We start from the raw sequence: 25,416 nt of genomic DNA on the forward strand, positions 1-25,416 counted from the left end.
GATCTGGAACAACGCGCCGAAGAGCATCCTGGATCCGTTCCCGGCCCAGGTGCAGAGCGCCAAGGGCCAGAGCGCGTACTAAGTGGATCGATGGCCTATACGACATGACTGGAGGTTCATAGAGAGTCGGTAGGCAACGCAGAGGCTGGTAAGCAGCGGCGGGCTCGGTCGTTCGAGCTCGCCGTCTCGGCCGGCAGGGCGGCGGATGTCAAAGATGAGAACATGAGCGCCACGGACCGCTTGACGTTGCGTGGAGGCGGTTCACGTCGATCGGCCCTCTGTCGAGGCGAACCTATAGTGGAGGCCACAGGTGAACAACAAGACACAAAAACTCGTGTTTGGGATGCTGGTCGGGCTAACCATGCTCTTCCTCCTCAACCTCTGGAGTGCGCCTACGCGTGCAGTCATATCGGAAGAGGTGATTTTCAGTGAGTTCATGGCGAAGCTCGACCGAGGTGATATCGAGAAGGTGATTGTGCAAGGACATCGTCTGAGCGGCATATTAAAAGATAATTCCCAGCTACGAACCTATATGACGGACTATCCTGATCTCGTTCAAGAGTTGCGGGAGAAGCATGTTCAGATTGAGGTCAAACCAGCAAGTGACAGTCCTTGGTATATGACGATGCTCATGACCTGGGGGCCGTTCGTGCTCTTTCTCAGCCTGTGGGTATTCCTCATGCGCCGGATGCAGACCGGGAATGCGGCGATGTCTCTCGCCAAGAGCAAAGCCCGCATGCAGACGGATGCGCGGAACAAAGTGACGTTTTCAGATGTGGCGGGCATCGATGAAGTCAAAGAGGAAGTGCAGGAGACGGTTGAGTTTCTGAAGAACCCGCGAAAGTTCCAGAAACTCGGTGGACGTATTCCCAAGGGGGTGTTGGTCGTGGGGCCGCCTGGAACGGGGAAGACACTATTGGCCAAGGCGATTGCCGGTGAGGCGGGTGTCCCGTTCTTCAGTATCAGTGGGTCGGATTTCGTCGAAATGTTCGTGGGGGTTGGGGCCTCTCGCGTTCGCACCTTGTTCGAAGACGCAAAGAAGCATGCGCCCTGTATTGTATTTATCGATGAGATCGACGCCGTCGGACGGTCTCGAGGTGCGGGGCTCGGGGGTGGGAACGACGAACGTGAGCAAACGCTCAATCAGTTGCTGGTCGAAATGGACGGATTCGACACGACGGAGGGCGTCATTTTGGTGGCAGCCACCAATCGGCCTGATGTGCTCGACCCGGCGCTCCTCAGACCGGGGCGATTCGATCGGCAGGTGACGGTGAATCATCCGGATCTTCGGGGCCGTTCGGAAATCTTGAAGGTGCACACGAAGAAAGTCCCGATGGCAGCGAACGTCGAGCTGGAAAAGATCGCGCGAGGTACTCCCGGTTTTTCAGGTGCGGACTTGGAAAATCTCGTCAATGAGGCGGCGCTGTGGGCGGCTCGTCAGAATAAGCATGAAGTCGGAATCGCAGACTTCGAAACGGCCAAAGACAAGATTATGATGGGCACTGAGCGCAAGAGTATGATGCTCACGGACGAGGAAAAGCGGATCACCGCCTATCACGAGGCGGGTCATGCGTTGGTGGCCACAGTGCTGCCGGGCACCGATCCGGTCCACAAGGTGTCGATTATTCCAAGAGGTCGCGCATTGGGAGTCACCATGCAGCTGCCCACCGACGATCGCTACAATCATTCCAAAGAGTTTTTATACAACACGCTGGCGATTCTCATGGGCGGCAGAGTCGCCGAAGAACTGGTGTTCAAACATGTCACAACCGGTGCGGGGAACGATTTAGAGCGGGCGACGGATCTCGCGCGTAAAATGGTCTGCGAATGGGGTATGAGTGAAAAGCTTGGGCCGCTGGCGTTCGGGCAGAAAGAGGAATCGATGTTTCTGGGGCGCTCCCTCGGGGGTACGCGTGCTATCAGTAATGAAATGGCGTTGGAGATCGATCTGGAAATCAAACGCCTCATCACAGAAAACTACGAGCGAAGCAAGCATATCTTGACCGAACACAGGGTGACCTTGGAAGCATTGGCGGATGCGCTTTTGGAAAAAGAAACACTGGATGGATGGGAAATTAAGGCGATTCTTCCGCAGTCGTCTCAACAGGTTTCAGCCTAACTGCAGTGGGCATTGCTATTTCGATTGTCACTACCGACTTACCGATCTGATAAGCCTGGCTGTGGGTATGCTGCAGCCAGGCGCTAGGAGCTGCTTCTGATCCGCTGTCCGGTTGTCGGACACGCAATTCGTTGAAGAAACAACGATTGATTGCCCTTTCATTGCGTTGCGTTACGATAGGTCATCCCAGGTGTCTCAGTACTATGTCTGGGGTGCACTATTCGTGAGCGCTTCTACGACAACCGCCAATGGGCCGCTGCGACGATATCCGTCGCTCGTCGTTCGTGAAGCGTGAAGCGCCTGAATTCGGAACGAGAGACGCTTCACGTGCGACGTTTCACGAGATGCGCTATCCAAGTGGTTTCGTGTTGAGTCGTCATGATGGCATTGACTTGATGTAACCCTTCACGCACACTCCCGGCATGTACGATCAGTCTGAAAGCGACCTCTTACGGATGTTGGCCGATCGGGCCGGCATTGCGGTGGACTACTACGACATTGCCGGTACCCAGCATGTGACGACGGAGGAGACCCGGCGCGCCATCCTTGCGGCCATGAATCTGCGGGTATCCAATCGTGACGAGCTTGTGGCGGAACTTGAGGCATGGGATGACCGCTGGTGGTTACGAGGATGTGAACCGGTCCATGTGTTGCGAGTGGGACGTTCGGCGGGAACCTGGTCGCTGTATGTACCCTGTGAACGTTCGGATGAGTCGGATCTGTCCGTCAAATGGACCGTCACGGCAGAACAGGGAGAAGTCCAATATGAACAGGTGGAGGGGCCAAGCCTTACGGTTGAAGAAACTCGCATGGTCCAGGGACATCGGTTTGTGCGGGTCGCAGTGGCCTTTCCACAAGATCTGCCGCTGGGGTACTACACACTGAACGTCCAAGCCAAGGGAGGCGGCACGAACACGGAGGCCACATCCCGCCTCATTGTGGCACCGGAACGCTGTTATATTCCCGATCAGTTGCAGCAGGGCATGCGATGGTGGGGGATCGCTCTGCAACTCTATTCATTACGGAGCCATCACAATTGGGGAGTCGGGGATTTCCGGGACCTCGGCGCCGTCATCGACTGGGCCGGTAAACAGCTGGGTGCCGCAGTGATCGGGCTCAACCCGCTCCATGCGCTCAAGAACACGAAACCCTATCACATCAGCCCCTATTCACCCACCAGCCGGCTCTTTCTGAATGACCTGTATATCGACGTGACTCAAGTGGCTGAATGTGGGACGGACGTTGAGGTGCAAGTCCGATTGGCCGACCCCTCCGTTCGCGCTCGGATCGAGGCGGCGCGGCAAAGCGAGTTGGTGGATTATGATGCGGTGCAGTCGGTCAAGCGGGAGATTCTCGAACTGTGTTATCAGGCGTTTGTACGGGATAACTTCGACGGGGTCGAACCGGCGTTGTATCCGACGACCGATCGAGGGAGAAGCTTTCAGGACTTCACGGAGCGAGAGGGTGAGTCACTCGTACGGTATGCGCTGTTTCAAGCGTTGGAAGAAGCGCACCGGTCTTCTCAGTCCCCTTCAGTTGTTTGGGAGGACTGGCCCGAGGCCTATCGCACGCCAACGTCGGAAGAGGTGGGAGCGTTTCGTCGCCACCATATGCATCGGGTGCGGTTTTTTCAATACCTGCAATGGCTGGCAGCTGAGCAATTGCGCGCCTTGGTCACGCGGACACATGATGCGGGGATGCCGATCGGCCTGTATCACGACTTTGCCTTGGGCAGCGATCGCTATGGCGCCGATGGGTGGTTGAATCAGGAAGTTCTGGCCTTCAATGCCGATTGCGGGGCTCCGCCAGATGCCTTCGCGCCTGAAGGACAGAACTGGGGATTTTCGCCGCTCGACCCTGTGCGACTGCGTGCGACCGGGTACCGCTATTTTAGTGCGTTGCTCCGTAACAATCTTCGCTATGGAGGTGCGATACGGATCGACCATGTCATGGCGCTGTTTCGCCTGTTTTGGATTCCCCGTGGACTTCCGCCTGCAATGGGAACGTATGTGTACTATCATGACGACGAATTGCTGGCGATTCTGGCGCTGGAGAGCGTACGGGCTCAAGCACTCGTAATCGGCGAAGATCTGGGCACCGTTCCCGATTGGGTGCGTGAACGACTCGGACCCGCCGGAGTCTTATCCTACCGAGTCTTCTATTTCGAGCGAGAACATTGGGGAGGATGGAAGCCTCCGGCTCACTATCCTGCACAATCGCTTGCGGTGGCCACGACACACGATCTCCCGACGCTGGTGGGATATTGGGAAGGCGCGGATATCGACACACGATCCGCGCTGGGCTTGTTTCCTTCGGAGGAGGCGCGTCAAGCGATGTGGGCGGAACGGCAGCGAGAGAAGAGCGGGATCCTCGCGGCCTTGAAGTCGGACGGGCTCCTGCCTTCATGGGTTTCCGACGATCCGGTCTATACTCCGACCATGACGCCCGAATTGGTGGACTGTATCCATCAGTATCTGGCCAGGAGCCCTGCCTGGATGGTCTTGACCAATCTCGAAGACATGATCGGTACCCGCCTCCAGACGAATCTTCCTGGGACGGTGGACCAGCATCCGAACTGGTGTCGGAAGTTGAGTACGACGGTGGAGGATTTGACGCAAGACTCTCGACCCGAACGGCTGGCAGCCCTGTTGCGTTTGACCCGCCCTCTTGTGTAAGTAGTACCGGCAAGGAATCCTCACGGTCGAGATGCGCTCAATGCAGAGACGGTGATCCTGTCAGACAGGGCAGAGCAATGACAGCCATGACGCATCGGGACCGCTTCGTACTGGGCATCGCCGCAGCCTGTTTTCTGATCATCCTGATCATCGAGCAGTTTGCTCCGGCCAATGTCGTCGTGGCCTACGGATACGTGGTGCCGATTTTGCTGGTCGCGACCTTTCGGAATCGCACGATGATGCTGGTCACCGTCTTGGCCTGTGTGGTCGCGACCTATTCAGGTCTGCTCCAACCCACCAAGCCGGGGCGATTCCAAGCGGCGCTGATCAATCGAAGCGTCGTCGTCAGTGTCTTGTTGCTGGTCGCGTATCTCGGCATGAGCTGGGAAGAGCGGAAGGCGCGAGAAGAGGGGGCGCGAGCAGCGTTGGCCAATGAAACGGAGAGTCTGCTCAAGGCCAATACGCAACTGGTGCAGGCGAAGGATCAACTGAATCGGTCTGAACGACTGGCGGCGGTCGGACAGCTGGTGGCCTCCGTGGCGCATGAAGTCGGCACGCCGCTTCACTCGATTGCCTGGCATGTGCAGGCTTTGGCTGAAGAACCTGGTGTGACCCCCGAGATGAAGAAGCGGGTGGCTGTCATTGATGAGCAGCTGTCGCGAGTGGTGCGTATTATCCAGGACCTGCTGTCCTCGACCCGTCCCCGTCAACCGGAACCGGAATGGCGTTCAGTTGAAGAAGTGGTGAGTCCTTCGGCGGTATTGATGGAGCCGGCGTTTCATGAGAAAGGCCTCACGTTGACGGTTGAGATTCCCAAAGCTCTTCCGTTCGTATGGGCGGACAAGGAAAAGATTCATCAAGTACTCGTGAATGTGTTGGCGAATGCACTCGCCGCAACCCCTGCACAAGGGACGGTGACCGTGACAGCGGGATGTCGCGAGGCGTCAGTCGACGAGCTCGAGCGCGGTCGACTCGTAGCAGACGGCATGTCTGCGATGGTATTGACAATCGTGGTACAGGACACGGGGTGCGGAATGCCGGCCGCCGATCTGGACAAGGCGTTCGAGCCGTTTTTTACCACCAAGGCGGTTGGTAAAGGGACTGGTTTGGGGCTATTCTTAAGCCGCGAATCAGTCGTGGCCCATGGCGGGAGCCTGGTGCTCAGCAGTGTGATCGGGCAGGGCACGACCGTGACAATGACGTTGCCAGCGATGCGACGTGACCCTGGCCTTGTGAAGGAAGAAACATGATGCACTCGGCGACGATCCTGGTGCCGATGACGACGCGGGTGCCCCTGAGCTGCTGGCAGAAGCACTCGGAAAAGAATGCGATCAGATTGTCAGGTTTGCTTCGGAGTGAGATCGGGCAGGGGATGACCGTGACGGTGACGGTACCGGCGATGTGACGTGAACCTGGTCGAGTGAAGGAGGAGGCATAATGCAGTCTGCGACGATTCTGGTGGCCGATGATGATGCGGTGGCCCGCGAGCTGTTGGCGGAAGCGCTCAGGAAGGAAGGCTATCAGGTCGAGGCGTTTGCGAGCGGGGAAGAGGTGATCGCCAGGGGGCGCGAGGGGCGAGTCGATCTGGTGTTGACCGATATTCGTATGGGGGCAGTGGATGGGCTCACGGTGTTACGGGAGTTCAAGCGGGTGAGTCCGAATACGGCGGTGGTGGTGCTGACGGCGTTCGGTTCGCTGGAAGGGGCGATTGAGGCGATCAAGCAAGGGGCCTACGATTACCTTGCGAAACCGTTTAAGCGGGAAGATATCAAACTGGTCGTCAAGCGGGCACTGGATCACTGTCGGTTGATTCGCGAGAATGCGCGGTTCCGAGAAGAATTGAAAAGCAAGGGCGAGTGGTCCCCGTTGGTCGGAAGCAGCACGGCGATGTTGGAGGTGTACAAACTGGTCGCCCGTGTGGCGGAGAGCAAGAGCACCGTGTTGTTGCAGGGAGAAAGCGGGACAGGCAAAGAACTGATCGCCCGCGCGATTCATACGAATGGTCCTCGACGGGATAAGCCGTTCATCCCCGTCAATTGCGGCGCCTTACCGGATACGTTGCTGGAGTCGGAAATGTTCGGATACGAGAAGGGAGCATTCACCGGGGCCGCAGGGACGAAGGTCGGACTGTTCGAATCGGCCAACGGGGGAACGCTATTTCTCGATGAAATCGGTGAGCTCGGACAGTCGTTGCAAGTGAAATTATTACGGGTGATGCAAGATCAAGAAGTGCGGCGAGTCGGGAGCACGACATCCACCAAAGTCGATGTCCGGATCATTGCCGCGACCAATCGCGATCTGGAACAGTTGGTGAAGGAAGGAAAGTTCCGGGATGATCTGTTCTACCGCCTCAAAGTGGTGCCGATCACCTTGCCGTCGTTGGCGGAACGCCGGGAGGACATTCCGATGCTGGTGCATCACTTTCTGCAAAAGTGTGCCACGGGAGCCGCGCATGTGGTCCGGGGGGTCCTGCCAGAAACCATGACGCTGTTGACCCAGTATCGCTGGCCGGGCAACGTGCGTGAGTTGGAGAATGCGATTGAACGGGCGGTATCGTTGAGTCACGGCCCCATGTTGACCCCTGAGGATCTGCCGGAAGTGATTCGGCAGGGAACATCCACCGAAGAAGAAGCGAGTCTTGTTCCAGGCGATCCGCTGGATGATGCCTATCTGACACTCGAGGAAGTTGAGAAACGGCATCTGATTCGCGTGCTCAAGGAAACGAAAGGTAATAAGGTGAAGGCTGCAAAGATCTTGGGGATCGATAGACGCACCCTCTATCGGATGGCCGAACGGTTTGGTCTGGATCTTGGCGAAGAACTGGAGGGAGCAGAGAAAGAGCCGATCGGACCGGGTGGAACTTCCTGATGGAGGAATCGGGACACGTAACGAGGCCGTCACGTGAGGGAAAAAGAAAACGCCACGACCGTCAGGCCGTGGCGTTGTTCAATGCAAGGGCAAGGCGCGATTATTTTGCGCCGTAAAATGTATCCGTTGTGTAAGTGGTCTGGACGATTTTCAACTCATTCTTGATTAAGCGCAGTTTATTTTGTGCACTCTGTGGGACCTGGGGGGCAGTTGGACCCCAGCTATCAAACATTGTTTGCTTGCCTTCAGACGAGACTTGCAGACGGAGGCGAGAGCTCTGATCGGTCTCCGCCGTCACGGACGCTTCAGCCTGGCTTCTGACAACCCCAAACCGTCCTCTCACGAGCCAATCCCAGACGCTCGGTTGTTCACCCCTGTAGCCTGTCTTCAGCTGAGACCCATCCTTCCAATCCACACAGCAGTAGTCATCATCGGCCAACACTTTTGTCACAGCGGCTTTGACCCGGTCTGCCGAGACAGGCAACGTGACTTCAACGACATCAGGTTCCACGGGGTGCTGAACACCGGCACATCCAAACGTGACGGCGGTGAGGGCGACAATGGCGAGGTAGTCCATTCGGATCATTTTGTTCTGGCCTCCTTCAGACGGTAGACAAGGTGAGTATCAGTCTGCGTCACTCCTTCGATGCTATGGATCCGACTCAGTACAAGCTGAGTCAAGGCGTCTTGATCGGGGATCTGTGCAATCGCGATGATATCCGGATTTCCCCAACAGGGATCAATCGTTTTGATCTCTTTAATTTCTCCAAGCGTTTTCACAACCGCGGATGTCATTCCCGGCATGACATTGATCAGAACGTATGCCCGATCCGATGCGCCGTGATCCCCAGGCTCAGGTCCATGGATTGTATACGGAACTGAACCGGAAGAGGGCTGCTTTATAGCAAAGCCGGTTTGCCCTGTCAATACGGGCTTGCGGGGCGATGTTTTGGGGGATGAGGCGGTAGACGGGATGGATTTGAGGTTTGGTTTTGCCATGGTCTCACTTTGGCGCAACAAGCACCTCGATCCGGCAGTGCTCGCTGACGCTGGTTAAGGTGGTTTCGAGCCGTTTGGGGCTCCCGATACGGCCTTCCGGATCGTACACAAAGCAAAAGAGAGTGGAGCAGCGACCTTGGGTCCGATAATGCGCAGCATCCGCCAGGACCTGGTCCGTCAGTTCTTTAGTCGTCAGGCCTGGTCCGGTTTTCTTCGCGACGATGGCGATCTGATCCCGATTGACCAACAGGGTCGTCCGTGAGGCGCCTTCTGTGTAGGGCGGGATCCATTCATCGGTTGCGACCTCATCGAATTCCACTTTCAATAGGGCACACAACAGATCCTGTAAGTCGTACTCGTCATCGACTTCAATAGTTGGCCGATAGTCCTTTCGAAGTCGGAGATGGCGGGCGACCGAGTGGAACCGTTGGCAGACTTTCCGGATGAGCGTAAGGGGGTCATGATCACGTACGGTTTCGGGTATGGGTAGCATGCTCAGGGGCATCGATGAGTTATCTGATACGGGAGTGGGCGGAGTCGCTCTCATGTGAGGTACTGCCTTTGCAGATGCTGCCAGGGGGCTTGTCTCGAGAGCTGGAGCGTCGATATGCGGAGGAGGCAAGGAGGAGGATACTGGTGGATTCGTGAGGGAAGTGGTTTGAGCCTGTGCCGTGTCCGCTCGTCTCTCAATCGATGAGGGGATGGGAGGAGGGGAGGGCGATGAAGCCTTTGGGAGAAGCGACGGTGTAGTGGAGGCGGTTGTCTGGTGAACCTCGGGGGCGATCGGTGCAGGGAGCGGCATTGGTGTTGGTGGGGGAACGGGTACAGACGCGATTGGAGGAGTTGGTATTGCTGGTTCGGGAGCAATCGGTGGTGCTGATGCCAGGGCAGTGAAAGTCGCTGTTGGATGTTCAGTAGGAGCAGAACTGGGAGCCGGCGTTGGAGGCGTCTGGATGAGACTCGGTCCCGGGGTCGGAAGTTGAGCTGTCGGCTCGATCGTCGATGGGGGTGGTACCGTCGGAGCACTGGGAGGCATGGAAGACCCCACGTCTGGCGTTGGGACGGCGGCGGTGGGTGCGGGTGGTTGTGTACGCGTAGTTGCCGGCGTCGGTGCCGGCGCTGAAACGAGTTCCAGCTGTGCCGCGGGGCGAGGAGTTGGTTTCGATGCAGGGTCGGTCGTCGCCGTCGGTTTCAGTCCGTGTAGTTCAAGCTTTCGGTCCTGCAGGGTCTGAATCAATCCCTTGATGACGACGAGGCTCTGGGCTATCTCCCCCTTGTCTCCGGTACGAATTTTGAAGTTCCGGTACGTTTGGTATTCCTGCGATCGTTCTCCGAATGTCTGGCGCAAACACTCCCGAAATTTCAGCTCGGCCTTGCTGCGGGCGGCATCACGGTAGGGAAAGCCGTCTTGGCTGAGATCATGAATGGCCGCCAGAAGTTCCTGAAATTTATTGATGCCGAGCGAGAGCTCTTCCAGAAGGTCGGTCTTGGGTCGCGGGCGTTGCTGTTCCCCTGCGCGTGCTCGTGCCATAGTCGTGAAAAAAGTCTAACTGAGGGGCACGAACCGAGCAAGAAAACAACAGGTTTGCGCTGATGGTCCCGGCGTGTGGTGTAATGATCTCAGATGCCACAGTCAGGCTGGTTCGTGACCCAGCGATCAGCTCAGGGTCCTGAGCACCGTCGAGGGACGAAACCTTAGATCGCACATCTCGTGAAACGTCGCACGTGAAGCGTATCTCGTTTCGGATTATGACGCGTCACGCTTCACGAACGACGAGCGACAGATATTGTCGCAGCGGCCTATCGGGGGTTGAAAGGGAAAGTTTTCATGAGGGAGGCGGGATCGGACATCGGTAAACGTGTATCTCCTACCGGGGATTCACCGCGAGAAAGTCGTCGACAAAGTCTTTGACCAGAGGTTCGACCGCATCGGCGATGATTTGATTCACATTCTCTTGCCGCACCATTCCAATCACACTGGCCGACCACGTGGTGCCCCAGGTTTTCTTGTTTTTCATTGAGGGCAACCCGACAAGTTGCTTGAGATCCACCGTGACCGTATAGGCATACAACCCAAGCTCTTCCTTGAGCGTGTTGACGTTGATGTAGAGATACGGTGATGAGCCTGAACGTGTGCGGTCAGTGAGGAGTCGGATGCCCTTTGAGCGAAGGGCTTGCTCGACCGTTGAGCGGATCGCCTCGTGGGAGAGCCCATCAGTCGAAGCATCGGGACTCACCTCCTCGATGACCAGCCCCAGTCCGATTATCCCCCGTAGCGATTCCCGGCTTCCGGAATCAAGTGCGTAGACGACACCGATGTTCCCCCACAGTAGGATTCCGATAAGCAGCTGCAGCACGTACCGCATAGGTCCTCCAGATAGCTGATAGATAGGAGCATCTTACTCGAATTTGTTCGCGATTCCCACTGTGGCGTACCGCAGTCGGTACGCGAACGCACATCATCCCTCATTGTGAACAACAGGGAGCCTGAAAGAAGAAAAGTCGGGAAACGGGATGCGCCAAAGTCTGTATTTGAATGTGTGAAGTCCGCTGGTGTAGCTTGATCGATCTCGCTTGGCCTACCTTCGCAAGGGTGGGCAGAGACTCACGTGGAGACAACAGGGTGTGGCCGGAACCGGTCCGGAGTGAATTGACGAGGTCATCATGCAAGCAGAAGTGCAGCACGTTCATGTCAGCAATGTTGACGAGGCAGTCGAACAACCCAGTCAGGCGCAAGCCGCCCAACGAGTCTATTCGCAGTTTGAGAAGCCGACGGGCCTGGGGGGACGGGTGGCCGGGTGGAGCATGGCACATCGACGATCGAACCGAGAACGAAATGCGTGGGCTGTGTCGTTGTTGGAGCTGCAGCCCACGGATCGTGTGCTGGAAATCGGTTTTGGCCCCGGTCTCGCGATTGCACTCATGAGTGAGGTGGTGACAGGCGGGCACGTCGTGGGCATTGATCATTCGGAAATGATGCTTCAGCAGGCGACGAAGCGCAACGCCTCGGCGATCGGGCAAGGCCGAGTCCAGTTACTGCTGGCTTCAGCGTCCGAGCTCCCTGCCGGCCATGATCAGTATGATAAGTGTCTCATAGTCAACGTCTTCCACTGTTGGGAGAAGCCTGACGAGGTCTTGAGACGAGTGCAGTGGCAGATGAATCCCGGAGGAAAGATCGTGATTGCATTTCAGCCCTCTGTGCAGGGTCCTACAGGTGAGGACACCCTGAAGGCCGGTCACACCATGTTGGAGAGGCTCAAGGCTGCGGGCTTTTCCCAGGCCCATCTCGAAATCAAGTCGATGGAGCCGGATTCTGTTGCCTGTGCGGTGGGGATGAAGGAGGGGTAAGGTCTGTCGGAGACGGAGCTCCCAAGCACCGCTGCGCGTGGCGCTGAGGGACAGTTCTGTAGAGCTATCCCCGGAGTCGAGCCCTGCAAGAGCTCGACTCCTGGGAGCATGAAGCTCGAACAGTCCGGTCGCCATATCCGAGAGAGCTCTGCCGGACGATCGTGACGATGGACGTCTCATGCCGCGCTGTGTATCGCCATTCGGTCGCAGGATTCCGCACAGTGACGGCACAGTTCGGCGCACTGTTTCAGCAGCTGATCGCTTCCGGCGAGTTGGGCACAGCTTTCCGCGCAGCGCCGGCAGGCCTCAGCGCAGAGGGTGCATGTGCGATCATGCAATGCCGAGGCTCGGGCCATGAAATCGGCGGTAACCGTGCACAGCTGTGCGCAGTCCATCAAGAGTCGGATATGGGCCGGGGCGACATGGCGCCCTCCGAGCGTGACGCAATGGTCCAGCAGTTCGATGCAGCGTGCATGGCAGTCCCGGCAGAGCCGGATGCAGCGCTGCATGTCATCGTTCATCTGAGGGGGATCCATTGCGGTTCCAACTGCTCCACTTCCGGAATGATGGGAAGGTCCATGCTGCGTGGCCGCTTCCGCGCCTCGTACCAGCATCCATGATGCACCGGTCGCCAAAATCGATGCGCCCGTCGCCACAAATGTTCGTCGGTTCATAGCTGACATATATCCTCCTTCATCGCTCATGCCCCGCGCTGATTGCGCAGAGGTTGAGGATTAAGACAATAAGAGGCTGTCGATGATTTCAGAGCCGGGACGAGCCGAGACAGGGATCAAATGCGTAAAACCGTGATGTGAATCGACGGATGAATGGAGAGATCGGGACTTCGTGGTGGATTGGGGACCTGCACAAACGGAACATATGTTTCGGGAAGAAGATGAGCGGCCATGCTCCAGTCACTGTGGACCGGTGGGGTTGAGTGGCTCGACATCGAGGACGGCTGTGGACCGAGTTCAAGGAAGGCATCACAGGTCCCACGAACCGGTTCTTCTGTTCCAGACGAGCAGTCCATCGCAGTCGGCTGTGGGATAGGCAGGATGCAGGCGTAGGCATTAAATGTGAGGATCACGAGTAAGCCGGCTAAGAGCGCAGCGATTCGTACCATGGGGTGAATGCTACGCCGAGCTGATCATGCTGTCAATTTGGATGTTGAGACGTTTGTGTTAGCGACTGTTCGACCGTTGATGCTCATTGCATGGAAGCGTTCATCATCGGTCTCGGCTGGAGGCGGATCTTCGTATTGATCGGCGGGGCTGCGATCACCTCCGTCTGTCCATTGGGGTAGTGAATCACCGCACGCACCACCTGCTCGCGATCACCTAACCCAAAACTCAGTTCGGGTGTTTGGTCCGTCAGCATTCCGACCGTGCCGATCACCGCACGCGTATCGCTTTTCCCTTTGTCCGTTTCGAGAGTGACGCGGGTGCCGATGGCGGTGACTCTGTCGGGAACGGTGATCGTGAGATAGTTGGCCCGAGTCGTATTCAGGAATGCCCGTGCAGGCCCGTTGATATTGAGCCAGAGGAGATCTTGCTTGCCGTCTCCATCGAGATCCACAATCACCGGCGCTTGACCGAAGTAGGGATTCTCCAGCCCGAGCGATGGAGTATGGTGAAAGACCGGCCTGCCGTGCTCGGTGGATTGCAGAGCGGTGCGGCCAGAAAGTTTGAGGTACTGATGCACCGGCCACTTGATATAGTTCTGTGCCACTAACAGATCCAGCTCGCCGTCGAGGTTGAGATCTTCGAACACGGCGCCCCAGGCGAACCCCTCGCCCGACAAGCCATAGGCCTCAGTGATATCGGTGAAGTGGAAGTTCCCGTCATTGCGTAGCAGCATCCAATCGTGAGTGTGGCGTTGGTCCTTCCGGAGATCTCCAGTGGTCAAGAACAGTGGAATCGATGTTCCTACGTTCGTGAAAAAGAGATCCTGGTCGCCATCCTTATCGATATCGCCGATTGCCAAGCCCATCCAAAATCCAAAGACTGAGCTGACCGTGATCGGCTGGAACGTGCGATCCTTCATATTGCGGAAGATCTCGACTGCGCCGGTGTTCTGGGACACCACGAGATCTTGCCAGCCGTCAGCGTCCAGATCGACAAAGACGGAGAGGAAGGTATTCTGCTTGCTCGCCGTACCGGACGATTCAGTAATATCCGTAAACGTGAGGTCGCCGTTATTCAAGAGCAGGCGATTCGGCTTGGCATGGGTGGGGTCGTTGAAGGTTGCACTGCGAAAAGTTTTCGCGTTCACGAACACACTGATGTACAGATCGCCGTCGCCGTCGTGATCGATATCCGCGACGGCGACCGCGAACGGTACCGAGTCGGCCGGGAGATCTACTGGAATTCGTCGTTCCTGAAACCGTCCCTTGTCATTGAGATAAAGGGAGATGCCGTCCTCCCGTGCTATGAGCAGGTCTGTATCTCCATCAGTATCAAAATCGATCGCCGTGCTGCCGTAGGTGGCGCTACTTTTTGAGAGCGCCGTGCCCGGTTCGATATTCACGAGGCGACCATCGCGGTAGCTCAGCAAGGCGTCACGTTGTCCTTCACCGCCACCGACAAAGACCTCGAATGTCCCATCTCCCTCGACGTCAATGACGGCAGCTCCGGTAAACGGATGGGTGCCTTTGGTCCATGTATGGGCAAAGTCCACCGGTATCGGGGTAAAAGGCGTCGGTGGCGGGAGGGTCGTAGACCGGGATGCACAGCCACTGAAGAGAAACAGGCCCACCACTAAGCTGAGCGTCGTCATGATGGGATCCATGTGAGAGCGTCGGTGTTGTCGCATGTCATTCACTCCTTGCCGTGGCCGGTGCATCCGGTCTCGAATCGGTTGAACGGTTATTGAAAGGTGATCCAACGCCAGAACTCGACGTACCAGGGTGTTCCGCCATCCTCCACAATGGTTTCCACCACGAACGGCATGCGATGCCCTTCGGAGTCGCCGACATCCACTCGCAGCACATTGCCCTGGCTATCGGCCAGGATGAAGTTGTCCTTGGTCACCGTCGGGGCGACCATCGCGTAGACATCCCCGTTCGGTGCGACAAGCGCCTTCGGCGCCAGATGTTCCGTCTTTTGTAATCTCATCGAGGCATTCGCCTTCTTCTGCAAGTCTTCCGAAGAAATCACGGTACCGCCCAATTCTGCATGCAACGGGTCTGGATTTCCTGTGGTGGCCAGCGTGACCAAGGCGTCCGAGGCCTTTCCGGAAAGGGTCGCGGGAAGTTGAACGGCAGAGCTGGGGACGGCCATGGCGAGGACGATGGTACAGGTGCTGGCTACCGTGAGCATTCTGTTGATCGTTCGCGCGATTGGGTTGGCTGTGTGATTCGTCATGATTCATCTCCTCCTGTAATGGACTGGTGGTTATTGCGACTCTTGTCTGTTCGCGGCAACCGGGCAGGAGATCATGGTTCACTCTCGCCTGGTTGCCTGAGGGCCTCGATCATTCGATCCTCTGGGCTGTAGTCGAGGCTTGCGCGAAAACCTTACAGAGGCAGCATTCGAAGAGGGCGGCACCATGGAAGGGATGGTGAGCCGGCGAGTTACGCACGCGGTGATGAAAGGCGACTGGTGCGTGTCCGGCTGTGTCCACAAGGAACGTTCATTCGGATGAAGCGGTGGCACGAGCGAGTTTATTTCGGACAAGGATGCAGCAAGACTGATCGGGATTTCCCAACATCGACGATGGAGAAATGAAGAAGAGTTTTGGCCGATACGTGGTCTCACTAGGTCTTTCGGCCTTCCTTCCCTAGTGCTTCACGCTCAGGATCTCCGGCGCAGTGGACCTTGGGACTGAAATCGGCAGGATTTCTCGTTGTTTGTTGTGATCGTTATGATAAGGTCGATCTCACCAATCAATCGTACGTATGTCTTCCGGAGAGAGCCGACGAGGGAGGACGTGATGATCACAATGAAGAGTCTGTTCGTTCAGCAGACGTTGGTGGCGATGACGCTCTTTGCAGCCATCGGTGCTCTCTCGGTGGTCTGGCCCGCCATCATTGCCTTCGCACTCAGTGTATTTTTGCTCTTCCATTCTCTCGGCGCAGGACAGGAGATCGTCCTTCTGTCGGGGAGCGAGACCAGCCAGATGTCGATCCTCTTTACTTCTCTTCGACGTCCCGGTTTTCTGGCGATTCTCTCATAACGAGTTCGAGCGGCGCGTTCGTCAGCCCAGTCCCTTCTGTCTAGAACGGGAACGCGTCGCGCTGCGCATGAGCGCCGAGGCGGAAGCGTGACTCGTATGGGGTCCTCATCCCAGGATGAGACAATCGGGACAGTCAGAAGCCGGTTGCGGAAAGAAAGAGGTATAACCCTCACAGCCGTTTCGGGTGCCCGCGGCCAAGGGCTGTTCCGATAGGGATGGGGGTAGGCGAGTACGCTATGGAGCACCCTATCTCTAAAAAGAATCCCGACCCCCCTTGAGGGAACTCCTAAGTCTCAGGCAACGGTCTGGGACGCACGGGCCGCCAGACTCCTTCGGCGATTATTGGAAATGGTGCGATCGATAAGGGCTCCGCAGTTGAAACATTTCCATGAAAAGAAGACGAGAAAGAAATCCGAGAATCGCTCCAACATCATTGTCCCCTTACACTTCGGACACTCCATCGATCCCTCCTAGGTGATTACAACCAGTGCTGCCAGTCATGTGAAGCAAGAGCCGCGCCAGATTGGCTGAGATCGGAAACGTAGGTATTTCTAAGTTAAGTATCTTGACCGATGTCGCTAGAGCGTCAAACTTGACGGTGGAAGGACTGTAATTGGTCAAGATATTGGCAGACCGTGAGTTAAAAAGGGTCGGGAGTATTTAGTGACGGTTCACATGCGAGTTCAAGTCTGAAGCCCAGCATGAAGGCGGGTCGAGTACTCCGGCCGGTGTTTGAGGTGAGGTGTTCCCGTGCTCTTTTATTGAGGAACTGTATGGCTTTGTCAGGTGTGTGGAACGGATGCTCGAGAGGTCACTGTATTGAGGGAAAGAGTCAGGTGCAACTCATCCCGGATCCACTGCTGCACGAGCGCCAGATACGCCTTTGCTCCGGATGTTGTCCCATCGGCCACAGCCTTCCGGCTAACCCATTTATCGTGCCGAGCACACGCTACCAGGTCCGGCCAACCCGGTCCCATCGGATATTGGAATTGTCTGTATCCCAGGACCAGTAAATTCCCCACAACTTGCCCAGGACCTTGGAACGCTGAACATACCCCCAAAAGCGGCTGTCGAGACTTTGGTCCCGGTTGTCACCCATGACGAAGTACGCTTCACCCGGGACCGTGACCGGCCCAAAGTTGTCTCGGGGGTTTATAGCACCATCAATGATTCCGGGATCAATTCGCTGAGTATAGTTTACGTCGTCAAGTGGTTGGTCGTTCACATAGACTGTTTTATTGCGAATCAGGATCGTCTTTCCGGGAAGGCCAATGATGCGCTTGATGAACTCCTTCGTTTCGTCTTCCGGAAACTTAAACACGACGATGTCTCCTCGCTGAAGGACCGCCCCGTTCCAGGAGATTGACTTATCAATGAGTACGTGATCACCAATCAACAACGTAGGCGCCATGCTGCCAGCCGGGATCCTGAACGCTTGGGTCATGTACCGAATCAGCTTTGAGCCAGTCGGTTGAAGGACGAACGCGCAGAGTATCGCGAAGGACACGTAGGCATACCACTTGTTGGAGGACGTGAGCTCGTAGCGATGTCCTTGCTGCCGTGCCGTGCGCATGGCATCTCGAACAATCGCCACTAACACAGCGAGCGCGACGAGCATGGGCAATGCCACGTTGTAGGGTGGATGGAGCGGAGTATAGATCATGAGGCCAGAAACGAGTAATCCGCCGACAAGGAAGGCGAACATTGCAAGCAGGAGGGCTTTCGTGGGTTGTCCATTATACAGCTGTCCAAAACCAGGCAGAAGGACACTCATTAAGCCAGCCAGCCAAGGTTTTCGTATCGCCAGGATCCGGGTTTCATTCATGCGCCCCTCCGCTCGTAAATGATGATGGACCTGTAAGCAGGTAGTAAACGGATATAGAAATTTAGCGAGAGCGATACTCAAACGATGGACGTTGGTAGCTGAGCCTGTGAATCAGTAGATGCTGTTTAAGCTCACCATACCGAGGCCGTATCTTTCGATGGAATCAATAGTCTGCACCAAGATATCGTTCATGCCGAATTTACTATCCTATACTTTGGTGTCTACATCTAGAATTTCTGAATTACGTGCGCTCCACATCGAATCCACATTGCGTTGTAGGCTCCCTTTGTTATACCAACATCGCACCGCGAGCTGCATTGAATATGCCGCATTATTCAAGTGTGGTAATTCGTATAATTGGGCTAGGCTGGCAAGGGGTGGATCGTAAGCCGCGGCTGGATTGATTCAGCTCCCTCAGTCGAAAGAAGGGAGAGCGTTATAAAGCGTGGCGACTCCACCATTTCGTCATGAGCCATACCATGCAACCGACAAGACCCAAAATGAAACAGAGCCGATATACATCATCGTGCGACAAGATCTGTAAGAGGGGATTGGCATCAGAAAAGGGTGCGAAGGGCCGCATGTCATCGTGCATGAAACTATCAAGAACAATGTGACTCAGCGTGCCACACAATGCCCCAGACCAAATTGCGAGAGAAGTCGGTCTGGTTGGTTCAGAAAGCCAACGAACATTGTAGGCCATGACCTCGTGATTGTACCGACGAAGAATAAGGCGACAGATAGGAGAGGAAACCAGTGCGACGAACACGCCGATAACAACGGCACCAATAATGGTATGGGACGGGCCGTGAAGAATGTCGGACTGTCGTACCATGCCAATGAGAGGTTCGATATCCATTGCGATTTGTGCGAGGCCGAACGTAATGAGGCTGAGATGCTGCGGTGCCACAGGCTTCACGATAAACGCAATACCCATGTGAAAAGGGGTAAATGGCATGGATCGTTAGCTATGCAGTGCGATAGGTCAGCGGACAGTGAGAAAACTTGTGTATCCGTTTGACTCCTGCTTCGAAGAATATCGGTGCCCGCAAACGAAGTCACTCTAAATGTGAATGGTCGAAGAGCGACAGCGCACCGAACAGGACAAGTGGAGCTGGGTTGGGCTTACGGGAAAACTGTTTCACGATCTGCGATGGAGGGCTGTTCTTGGCTGTAAAGAGGTCGGATACTGTTTCTTGACCACGTTTCGTCTTCTTAAAATGTCAGTCCATCCAGGCACGCTTTCCCGCTGGGGCATTCAGGACTCATCGGCCTCTATGAAGAAGACTCATTGAGCGGATAGTCATTCCTTCTCTGACGGAGCGGTCAGCGTGATATGGGCATCAACGTACGCATGCGAGAGATCGGGCGGAAACGCGGGTAATGGGCTGGCATTGAGCACCGCTTGCTTGCCCGCCGCGTCATAGGACTCATTGCCGGACGACTGCTCGATGTTTACCAGGCTGACCGATCCATTCTTATGAAGCCGAAACTTGACGACCGTCGCATAGGTCCGGTTCGTAAAATCCAGCGCCGGGGCCTTCCAGACATGACGGATCCGCTGTTGCACAAGCGCTAGATACGCCTTCGCTCCAGGTGTTGTCCCGTCGGCCATCGCCTTCTGAGGAGTCTGTACTGGTGCTTGTTCGGCTCCGACGCGGGTTCCTTTGTGCGAGCAGCTCACTAACAGGATACAGAGCGCAAACAGTGCCAATTTGATACCCCATTGTCCTTCAACTGTCTGACAGTCGTTGCTCATCGTGCCTTAATCCATTCTTGAGTGTACTTGCCGAGTCACGTTTGCGTCTTACCATCTAGGAGTAGAGCAGAAAGCGAGTGGCAGATCGTGTCTCTTGTGTCGCCTGTTATGAGGAGCTGGATCCGCTTCCCACAACAAGGTGTGAGGTGCCCGGTTGTTTGTCGCGGCCTGAACGTAAACAAGAAAGGTTTGGTGCCCCCGATACGAATTGAACGTACGACCCGCGGTTTAGGAAACCGCTGCTCTATCCAACTGAGCTACGGGGGCATAGGGCGAACTGTAACGCATCGGCGGGACGATTGGAAGGGGAGGGGATAGCTTCTTACTGTCCTGCTACCCACAGCATCCGCCGGCGAAGACTTGACGCTGTCTGTGGGCGTTCCAACAGGCGGGGCAAAGTTGGACGGTGGAATGGGTAAACCCGTCGACCGATTCCATCCGTTGTTCAACAATGACGCCGCAATCCGAGCAGGGTCCTGCTGCTGTCTCCGACGGTCTCTTATGCGCTTCGACCATCATGCGCCATCACCTTGGTGTTCGGGCGAATATGTTGATTGCACACGGATGACATAAACGCCCGTGTTTGTCGGGAACCCGTCAAGACCCAGAACCGTTTTACCGGTGAACCGACCGTGGCTGTCTCTAATCCCGCTTGGAGGTGTTTGACACGATCATCCAAGGCTGCCACCGTTTTTTCCAACTGGAGGATCCACTCCTTCGTGACGGGGGTTGGTTCTGGCATGATTCCACTCCTCTCTGCTAACGAGCGCAATGCCGAATGACGCCGATAACAAGCCCTTCGATCTGAAACTCGTCGGATGGGTGAACCATAATCGGCTGCATCGTGTCATTGGCCGGACGCAGCTCGATGTGACGCTCTTTCTTATAGTAGACTTTGATCGTCGCTTCTTGATTGACCAAGGCCACGACGGTTTGTCCGTTCTTCGCGGTGTCTTGCTTGCGGACGATGACCAAGTCGCCGGGGAGAATGCCCTCGTCCTTCATCGATTCGCCCTTGACCTTCAAGGCGAAGGTTTTTCCGTCCTGGAACATACTCGGTGGGACATCGACCAGTTCCGCTTGTGAGACTGGTTCAATCGGAGTCCCGGCGGCAACCAGGCCGGCCATGGGAATCTCCGTCTTTTGTCGCAATTGATTCAGCACGACGGAGACGATGCCGGGAATCTTCCGCATCCCGGCTTCATACCGTGCGACGGAGACGCGAGTCGTGTGCAGGGCATCAGCCAGTTGTTGCTGCGTGAGACCTAATTCTTCTCGAAGGCGTCTGACATCTTGCGGTTTCATAATGTATCCATTGGTAACACATCGAGCGACTCTCGTCAAGTGGATCCGGATGTGTGGAGGGTTTCATGGTTGAGGTGAGGCAGCATGTCGAAAGCATTTAGGGAAACGAGTCCTGGCAGGATATGGCTGGGTCGGCTCGATCGTCGTGCTGACTAAAAACTAGGCAAGAAGCTCGATCTGAGCGCATCGCGTGTGTTCGGCAACAGTGGGGATACTTAACCACAGACTTATCCACAGAAACTGGGGAGAGGGGCGCTATTCCACGAACTCTTCGTTCAACGCGACGGTTTTGATATGGGCAAACACGAGCTGGCCTGGTTTCAAGCCTAACGACATCAGCGATTTTCTCGTGATGCTGGCCACGAGCGGGGTGCCGATATCCAAGACGACGTCTACGGAGGACTGATCGATTTCCCGGACTTCTACGACGGTGGCTTTCAGGATATTCAAGATGCTGGTCGGCACGACTGTTTGCGCGAGGACCAGACTGACATCGTTGGAAAAAATATGGACACGCACGGTTTGCCCGACAGGCACAGACTGAATCGGGACAAACAGCGCGTGGTTGTTGAAGTCCAACTGAGTCAGTCCGTATTGCAGGTCATGATGTATGACGCGCGCGTTCAAGATGGCGCCGATTCGATGCGGTCCCAACTGTGCTCTGAAATCCAACGTGGTGAACACCTCATTGAGCAGGCCGGTGCCGGCGACGTGGCCTTCTTTCATGAGGATGACACGGTCGGCCAGTTGAAGGATTTCCGTCAGCCCATGACTCACATAGAGCACCGGGATGCGTAAGTGCTCATGAAGTTGACGGATAAAGGGAAGGACCTCTTGCTTCCGCTGAAGATCAAGCGAGGCGAGCGGCTCATCCAACAGGAGCAGTTTGGGACTGGTCAGCAGTGCGCGCCCGATCGCCACCCGCTGTTGCTCACCGCCGGAGAGCTTATGAATGCGGCGATCGAGGAGATGGCCGATTCCCAGGATCGCAATCACCTGTTCCGGAGCAACTCGGCGTGTGTCGAGAGGGATCCGCTTGTAGCCGTACAGAAGATTCGAGCGCACGTCATAATGAGGAAACAGGCGCGGCTCTTGAAAGACATACCCGATCGGGCGTTCGTAGAGCGGCAGACAGCGCCCGCGGCTCTCATCCTGCCACACCTCTTCGCCGAATTGCATGAAGCCCTGCGGGGCCCGTTCGAGTCCCGCCAGACATCTCAAGAACGTGGTCTTGCCTGATCCAGAGGAGCCGAAGATGGCGGTAATGCCTGCTATCGGCACATCGAGATTCACGTTCAGACGGAACGTTGACAACGGCAGGTCGAATCGTGCTCGTAAGTGACTCATGAGACGTGGATGGGAAATCGACGGTTCACGACGTATACCGCCAGCAAGACGAGAAAGGAGAAGATCAACAAGACGGCCGCGATCGTATGGGCCTGGCCATACTCCATGGCTTCCACATGCTCAAAGATTGTCGTGGAAAGGACTCGTGTCTGTCCCGGGATTGATCCCCCGACCATCAATACGACGCCGAACTCCCCGATGGTATGGGCGAACCCAAGCACAATGGCGCTGATATATCCCCGCAGAGCGATCGGAGAGACAACGGTCAGGAAGGCATCGAGTTTTGAGGCGCGAAGCGACCAGGCTGCTTCTAAGGGGGCTTTCCCGACGGCTTCGAATGCACCCTGGAGAGGCTGGATCACAAATGGCATGGAGTAGAAGACCGAAGCGATCACGAGTCCGGTGAACGTGAACGCGAGAGACAGATCTGCAAACCGACCGAACGGCCCGTAGGGACCGAGCGTGATGAGCAGATAGAATCCGAGGACAGTGGGAGGAAGCACGATGGGAAGTGCAACCAGCGCCTCAATGATCGGTCTGATGCGTGAGCGGGTATGGGCCAGCCACCAGGCCAGCGGTGTGCCGATGAGAAGGAGCACGATCACTGTTGTCGTGGCCAGTTGTAAGCTGACCCACAGGGCGCTCAGATCGAGGTCTGTCATTCCCATCCTCTGCTGCTACTTCAGCTCATAGCCATAGCGTTCGATGATTATTTTCGATTTCGGACTACCAAGGAACTCCATGAGCGCTTTCGCAGCTGCGTTATCGTTTCCCTTCGTCAGCAAGATCACGTCCTGTTTGATCGGTTGGTATAGATTGGTGGGGACAGCCCAGCGACTGCCTTGTCCCTTGATCTTGGGGTCCAGCACCTGTGACAGAGCGATAAACCCCAATTGAGCATTGCCGGATTCAATGAACCCCATCGTCTGCCCGAGACTCTCCCCCATGACAATGTGGGGCTGGAGGCTGTCCCACAGCTCCAGCTTCTGCATTACCTGCATCGCTGCCACTCCATAGGGAGCGGTCTTGGGATTAGCGAGGGCCAGGCGTTTGTAATTTCTAGATCGAAGCGTTTCTTTCCCCTTGATCAGGTCGGGATTAGGACTCCACAGGACGAGACGCCCTATCGCATAGGTGAAGCGGGAATCCTTGACTCCAAGACCCTCGTCTTCCAAGAGTTTGGGCCGTTCCATATCGGCAGACAAAAACACATCGAACGGCGCGCCGTTTTTGATTTGCGAATAAAAATTTCCAGAGGAGCCGGCGGCAACCCGGACCGCATGGCCGGTTGCCTTTTCAAACTCTGTTGCGATCTCACGAAACGGGGGAATGAAGTTAGCCGCAACCGCGACCAAGACCTGGTCGGCAAAGGCCGGTGTCACCGCTGTACTCGCGATGACGAACAGACACCATACCAGTAGCTTCGGTTTCATGACCAATCCTCTTTAGATCCGGACGCGCATCTGCGCATAAAAATAATCGCTGTCCTTGTTCCCACCGGCCGGCATTTGATTCAGGATGGCGGGGCTGTCGAAGTAGGAACCCTTGAACCAATGGACATAGCCGACATCGAAGTCCAGGTTGGCGCTGACTGCATACTGAGCCCTAAGCTCCACATCGTGTCCGAGTGAGGAGCCGGATTGCCCGGTGCTATCGCGTAAGCCGGAACTGCCGAAGACATCCTTGCTCTGGGCGAGATACCAGGCACGATGTTTCAGTTGCAGAATGACCTGTGGTACCGGTGTGACGACCACCCGCCAACCAGGTGAAATGAGATTCGTCCTAAAAAACGGCAGGAAGATGCCGGTCGGCCCATACTCCCATCGTCGCGCCCCAAACAACGTATCAAACCCGTCGTCCTGGCTGTCGCCGGGCTTGTGATCTCCGCTGGCGTAGTCGAACTGAAACAGGAGTCGAGGGGTCCACGCCGTGTTGAAGGTATAGCCGAGTTCCACATGTTGAAGATAGGCGAAGTGGTCGGTCACACCTTTGGTTCCGATCTGCCAGGTGGTCTCGATTTCATAATCCGGTTCTCCCGGCTTGGAGTCTTTGTACAGACGGCCTCCGAACGTAGAGTACGTCCGGTGGGTGGCGACATTCTTCAGCCGGATATCGTTCAATCCGAAGTAGTACGCATCCGCCTGGAACCAGGGGAAATGTCGGCTCTCCACATAGGTTCCCCAAAAGAGCGACTTGTTGTTTTGCCGGTCGAGCGTCACGAAATCTCGGATGACGGGTTCCACGAAGAAGGCTCGGAGCCGCCAGGTCTTATCTTGGCCGATTTGCCAATGCAGCCCGTCAAATGCATTGCTGGTATTCCGAAAATCATTTCTGGCAATCAGCCGGCGTCGCCCGAAGTCCATCGTCATCCGCCCGAAATGGACGTCGGTCCGCAAGCCGGTCCCCAAGACATTGTTCACGGTCACTGAGCCGAGCAGCTGTAAGATATCGAATTCGTCGATGTGAGTGGTGTCACGAAAATCCCCGGGATCGTTGTTGAGATACGCCCGTGAATCTTGACCTTCAAAGAGAAACCGGAACGGGCCGTTGCCTCCCAGGCCGACGCGCAGCCGAGATCGGAGCGCGACTTGAGCGTCTGTCGCACCATTGCCGACCACCTGGTTGGTTCGCCACGGGTGGTCGACCGACTCAAATCGGGTTCGGTTTTCGAGGCCGAGATCGATCCAGTCCGGCAAGTGCAACCCAGTTTTGAGGTAGCGATTCCATTCAATATCTCGTCGCTGATTGAGGATCGCATCGGCCGGTTCGATCCAATTTGTCCCGGTGCGATCCGTGGTGTTGAAATAGTCTTCGTCGGTGATCAGGTGCTTGTCATGCATAAGCTTGAGCACCGGGTCTTCCGTATTTTTGAACTCCCACTTCCCGTTTTTCTGGACCAGTTCGCCATAGTCGACGGCCTGCACCGAGCTCGTTCCTGTCAGAAGCAGCGCGGCACTGAGGAGGCCGTAGTACAACCCTCTGCTCGACATCACGGTTC

At 56.1% G+C, this 25,416-nt stretch carries 25 protein-coding genes and 1 tRNA gene; 7 read left to right on the plus strand and 19 right to left on the minus strand.

The features are described 5' to 3' along the window. Positions 1-310 precede the first annotated feature (310 nt). From ftsH to ACMTNU_RS14760, 5 genes are all read left to right on the plus strand, one after another. Entirely contained in the window at positions 311-2,119 is a 1,809-nt protein-coding gene (gene ftsH / locus ACMTNU_RS14740) for an ATP-dependent zinc metalloprotease FtsH (RefSeq protein WP_413936032.1), read from the plus strand. Between the two features lie 422 nt (positions 2,120-2,541). Continuing rightward, a complete protein-coding gene (gene malQ, locus ACMTNU_RS14745) occupies positions 2,542-4,794 on the plus strand; it encodes a 4-alpha-glucanotransferase (RefSeq protein ID WP_413936033.1) in 2,253 nt (750 codons plus the stop codon). 77 nt (positions 4,795-4,871) lie between these two features. Beyond that, entirely contained in the window at positions 4,872-6,044 is a 1,173-nt protein-coding gene (locus ACMTNU_RS14750) for a sensor histidine kinase (RefSeq protein WP_413936034.1), read from the plus strand. Beyond that, positions 6,041-6,199: a hypothetical protein gene (locus tag ACMTNU_RS14755; RefSeq protein ID WP_413936035.1), complete on the plus strand. Its 159-nt coding sequence runs from the start codon at positions 6,041-6,043 to the stop codon at positions 6,197-6,199. The genes ACMTNU_RS14750 and ACMTNU_RS14755 overlap by 4 nt, the downstream gene beginning before the upstream one ends. 32 nt (positions 6,200-6,231) lie before the next feature. After that, positions 6,232-7,662, plus strand: coding sequence for a sigma-54-dependent transcriptional regulator (locus tag ACMTNU_RS14760; protein ID WP_413936036.1), 1,431 nt, complete (start codon positions 6,232-6,234; stop codon positions 7,660-7,662). 100 nt (positions 7,663-7,762) lie between these two features. Here the strand turns inward: ACMTNU_RS14760 and ACMTNU_RS14765 are convergent, their stop codons facing one another. The 4 genes from ACMTNU_RS14765 to ACMTNU_RS14780 form a co-directional block, all read right to left on the minus strand. Continuing rightward, a complete protein-coding gene (locus tag ACMTNU_RS14765) occupies positions 7,763-8,248 on the minus strand; it encodes a hypothetical protein (protein ID WP_413936037.1) in 486 nt (161 codons plus the stop codon). Beyond that, positions 8,245-8,661 carry an Lrp/AsnC ligand binding domain-containing protein gene (locus ACMTNU_RS14770; RefSeq protein WP_413936038.1) on the minus strand — a complete coding sequence of 139 codons (417 nt, stop codon included), beginning with the start codon at positions 8,659-8,661 and terminating at the stop codon, positions 8,245-8,247. The genes ACMTNU_RS14765 and ACMTNU_RS14770 overlap by 4 nt, the downstream gene beginning before the upstream one ends. 4 nt (positions 8,662-8,665) lie before the next feature. Next, the gene (locus ACMTNU_RS14775; RefSeq protein ID WP_413936039.1) at positions 8,666-10,192 is read right to left on the minus strand and encodes a hypothetical protein; all 1,527 of its coding nucleotides are present in this window, start codon (positions 10,190-10,192) and stop codon (positions 8,666-8,668) included. Positions 10,193-10,529: 337 nt separating this feature from the next. Next, positions 10,530-11,027, minus strand: coding sequence for a hypothetical protein (locus ACMTNU_RS14780; protein ID WP_413936040.1), 498 nt, complete (start codon positions 11,025-11,027; stop codon positions 10,530-10,532). Positions 11,028-11,325: 298 nt separating this feature from the next. On the opposite strand from ACMTNU_RS14780, the gene ACMTNU_RS14785 reads away from it, so the two are divergent. After that, positions 11,326-12,009: a class I SAM-dependent methyltransferase gene (locus ACMTNU_RS14785; RefSeq protein WP_413936041.1), complete on the plus strand. Its 684-nt coding sequence runs from the start codon at positions 11,326-11,328 to the stop codon at positions 12,007-12,009. A 176-nt stretch (positions 12,010-12,185) separates the two neighbouring features. Here the strand turns inward: ACMTNU_RS14785 and ACMTNU_RS14790 are convergent, their stop codons facing one another. From ACMTNU_RS14790 to ACMTNU_RS14805, 4 genes are all read right to left on the minus strand, one after another. Beyond that, on the minus strand, positions 12,186-12,692 hold the full coding sequence (locus ACMTNU_RS14790; protein ID WP_413936042.1) for a four-helix bundle copper-binding protein: 507 nt from the start codon (positions 12,690-12,692) through the stop codon (positions 12,186-12,188). A 107-nt stretch (positions 12,693-12,799) separates the two neighbouring features. Then, the gene (locus tag ACMTNU_RS14795; RefSeq protein WP_413936043.1) at positions 12,800-13,132 is read right to left on the minus strand and encodes a hypothetical protein; all 333 of its coding nucleotides are present in this window, start codon (positions 13,130-13,132) and stop codon (positions 12,800-12,802) included. An 83-nt stretch (positions 13,133-13,215) separates the two neighbouring features. Beyond that, positions 13,216-14,820, minus strand: a complete 1,605-nt coding sequence (locus ACMTNU_RS14800; protein ID WP_413936044.1) for a CRTAC1 family protein — start codon at positions 14,818-14,820, stop codon at positions 13,216-13,218. 53 nt (positions 14,821-14,873) lie between these two features. After that, complete coding sequence (locus ACMTNU_RS14805) at positions 14,874-15,371, minus strand: hypothetical protein (RefSeq protein WP_413936045.1); 498 nt, start codon at positions 15,369-15,371, stop codon at positions 14,874-14,876. Between the two features lie 568 nt (positions 15,372-15,939). Here ACMTNU_RS14805 and ACMTNU_RS14810 point away from each other — a divergent pair. Continuing rightward, positions 15,940-16,182: a hypothetical protein gene (locus ACMTNU_RS14810; RefSeq protein WP_413936046.1), complete on the plus strand. Its 243-nt coding sequence runs from the start codon at positions 15,940-15,942 to the stop codon at positions 16,180-16,182. A 293-nt stretch (positions 16,183-16,475) separates the two neighbouring features. Here the strand turns inward: ACMTNU_RS14810 and ACMTNU_RS14815 are convergent, their stop codons facing one another. From ACMTNU_RS14815 to ACMTNU_RS14865, 11 genes are all read right to left on the minus strand, one after another. Continuing rightward, positions 16,476-16,643, minus strand: coding sequence for a hypothetical protein (locus tag ACMTNU_RS14815; protein ID WP_413936047.1), 168 nt, complete (start codon positions 16,641-16,643; stop codon positions 16,476-16,478). A 488-nt stretch (positions 16,644-17,131) separates the two neighbouring features. Further along, complete coding sequence (gene lepB / locus ACMTNU_RS14820) at positions 17,132-18,007, minus strand: signal peptidase I (RefSeq protein ID WP_413936048.1); 876 nt, start codon at positions 18,005-18,007, stop codon at positions 17,132-17,134. Between the two features lie 436 nt (positions 18,008-18,443). Next, a complete protein-coding gene (locus tag ACMTNU_RS14825) occupies positions 18,444-18,965 on the minus strand; it encodes a DUF4184 family protein (protein WP_413936049.1) in 522 nt (173 codons plus the stop codon). Positions 18,966-19,310: 345 nt separating this feature from the next. Continuing rightward, positions 19,311-19,766 (minus strand): energy transducer TonB, encoded by a 456-nt coding sequence (locus ACMTNU_RS14830; protein ID WP_413936050.1) that lies wholly within the window; start codon positions 19,764-19,766, stop codon positions 19,311-19,313. 190 nt (positions 19,767-19,956) lie between these two features. Beyond that, a tRNA-Arg gene (locus ACMTNU_RS14835) sits at positions 19,957-20,033 on the minus strand. Positions 20,034-20,265: 232 nt separating this feature from the next. Beyond that, on the minus strand, positions 20,266-20,508 hold the full coding sequence (locus tag ACMTNU_RS14840) for a hypothetical protein (protein ID WP_413936051.1): 243 nt from the start codon (positions 20,506-20,508) through the stop codon (positions 20,266-20,268). A gap of 17 nt (positions 20,509-20,525) precedes the next feature. Continuing rightward, positions 20,526-21,071 carry a transcriptional repressor LexA gene (gene lexA, locus ACMTNU_RS14845; RefSeq protein ID WP_413936052.1) on the minus strand — a complete coding sequence of 182 codons (546 nt, stop codon included), beginning with the start codon at positions 21,069-21,071 and terminating at the stop codon, positions 20,526-20,528. A gap of 255 nt (positions 21,072-21,326) precedes the next feature. Next, positions 21,327-22,418: a molybdenum ABC transporter ATP-binding protein gene (gene modC / locus ACMTNU_RS14850; RefSeq protein ID WP_413936054.1), complete on the minus strand. Its 1,092-nt coding sequence runs from the start codon at positions 22,416-22,418 to the stop codon at positions 21,327-21,329. After that, positions 22,415-23,086: a molybdate ABC transporter permease subunit gene (gene modB, locus ACMTNU_RS14855; RefSeq protein ID WP_413936056.1), complete on the minus strand. Its 672-nt coding sequence runs from the start codon at positions 23,084-23,086 to the stop codon at positions 22,415-22,417. Before modB ends, modC begins: the two co-directional genes overlap by 4 nt. A gap of 9 nt (positions 23,087-23,095) precedes the next feature. Beyond that, complete coding sequence (modA, locus tag ACMTNU_RS14860; RefSeq protein WP_413936057.1) at positions 23,096-23,851, minus strand: molybdate ABC transporter substrate-binding protein; 756 nt, start codon at positions 23,849-23,851, stop codon at positions 23,096-23,098. A gap of 12 nt (positions 23,852-23,863) precedes the next feature. Continuing rightward, positions 23,864-25,408, minus strand: coding sequence for an alginate export family protein (locus ACMTNU_RS14865; RefSeq protein WP_413936058.1), 1,545 nt, complete (start codon positions 25,406-25,408; stop codon positions 23,864-23,866). Positions 25,409-25,416 lie beyond the last annotated feature (8 nt).

This window comes from Nitrospira sp. BLG_1 (genome assembly GCF_047338595.1).
GTDB lineage: Bacteria > Nitrospirota > Nitrospiria > Nitrospirales > Nitrospiraceae > Nitrospira_D.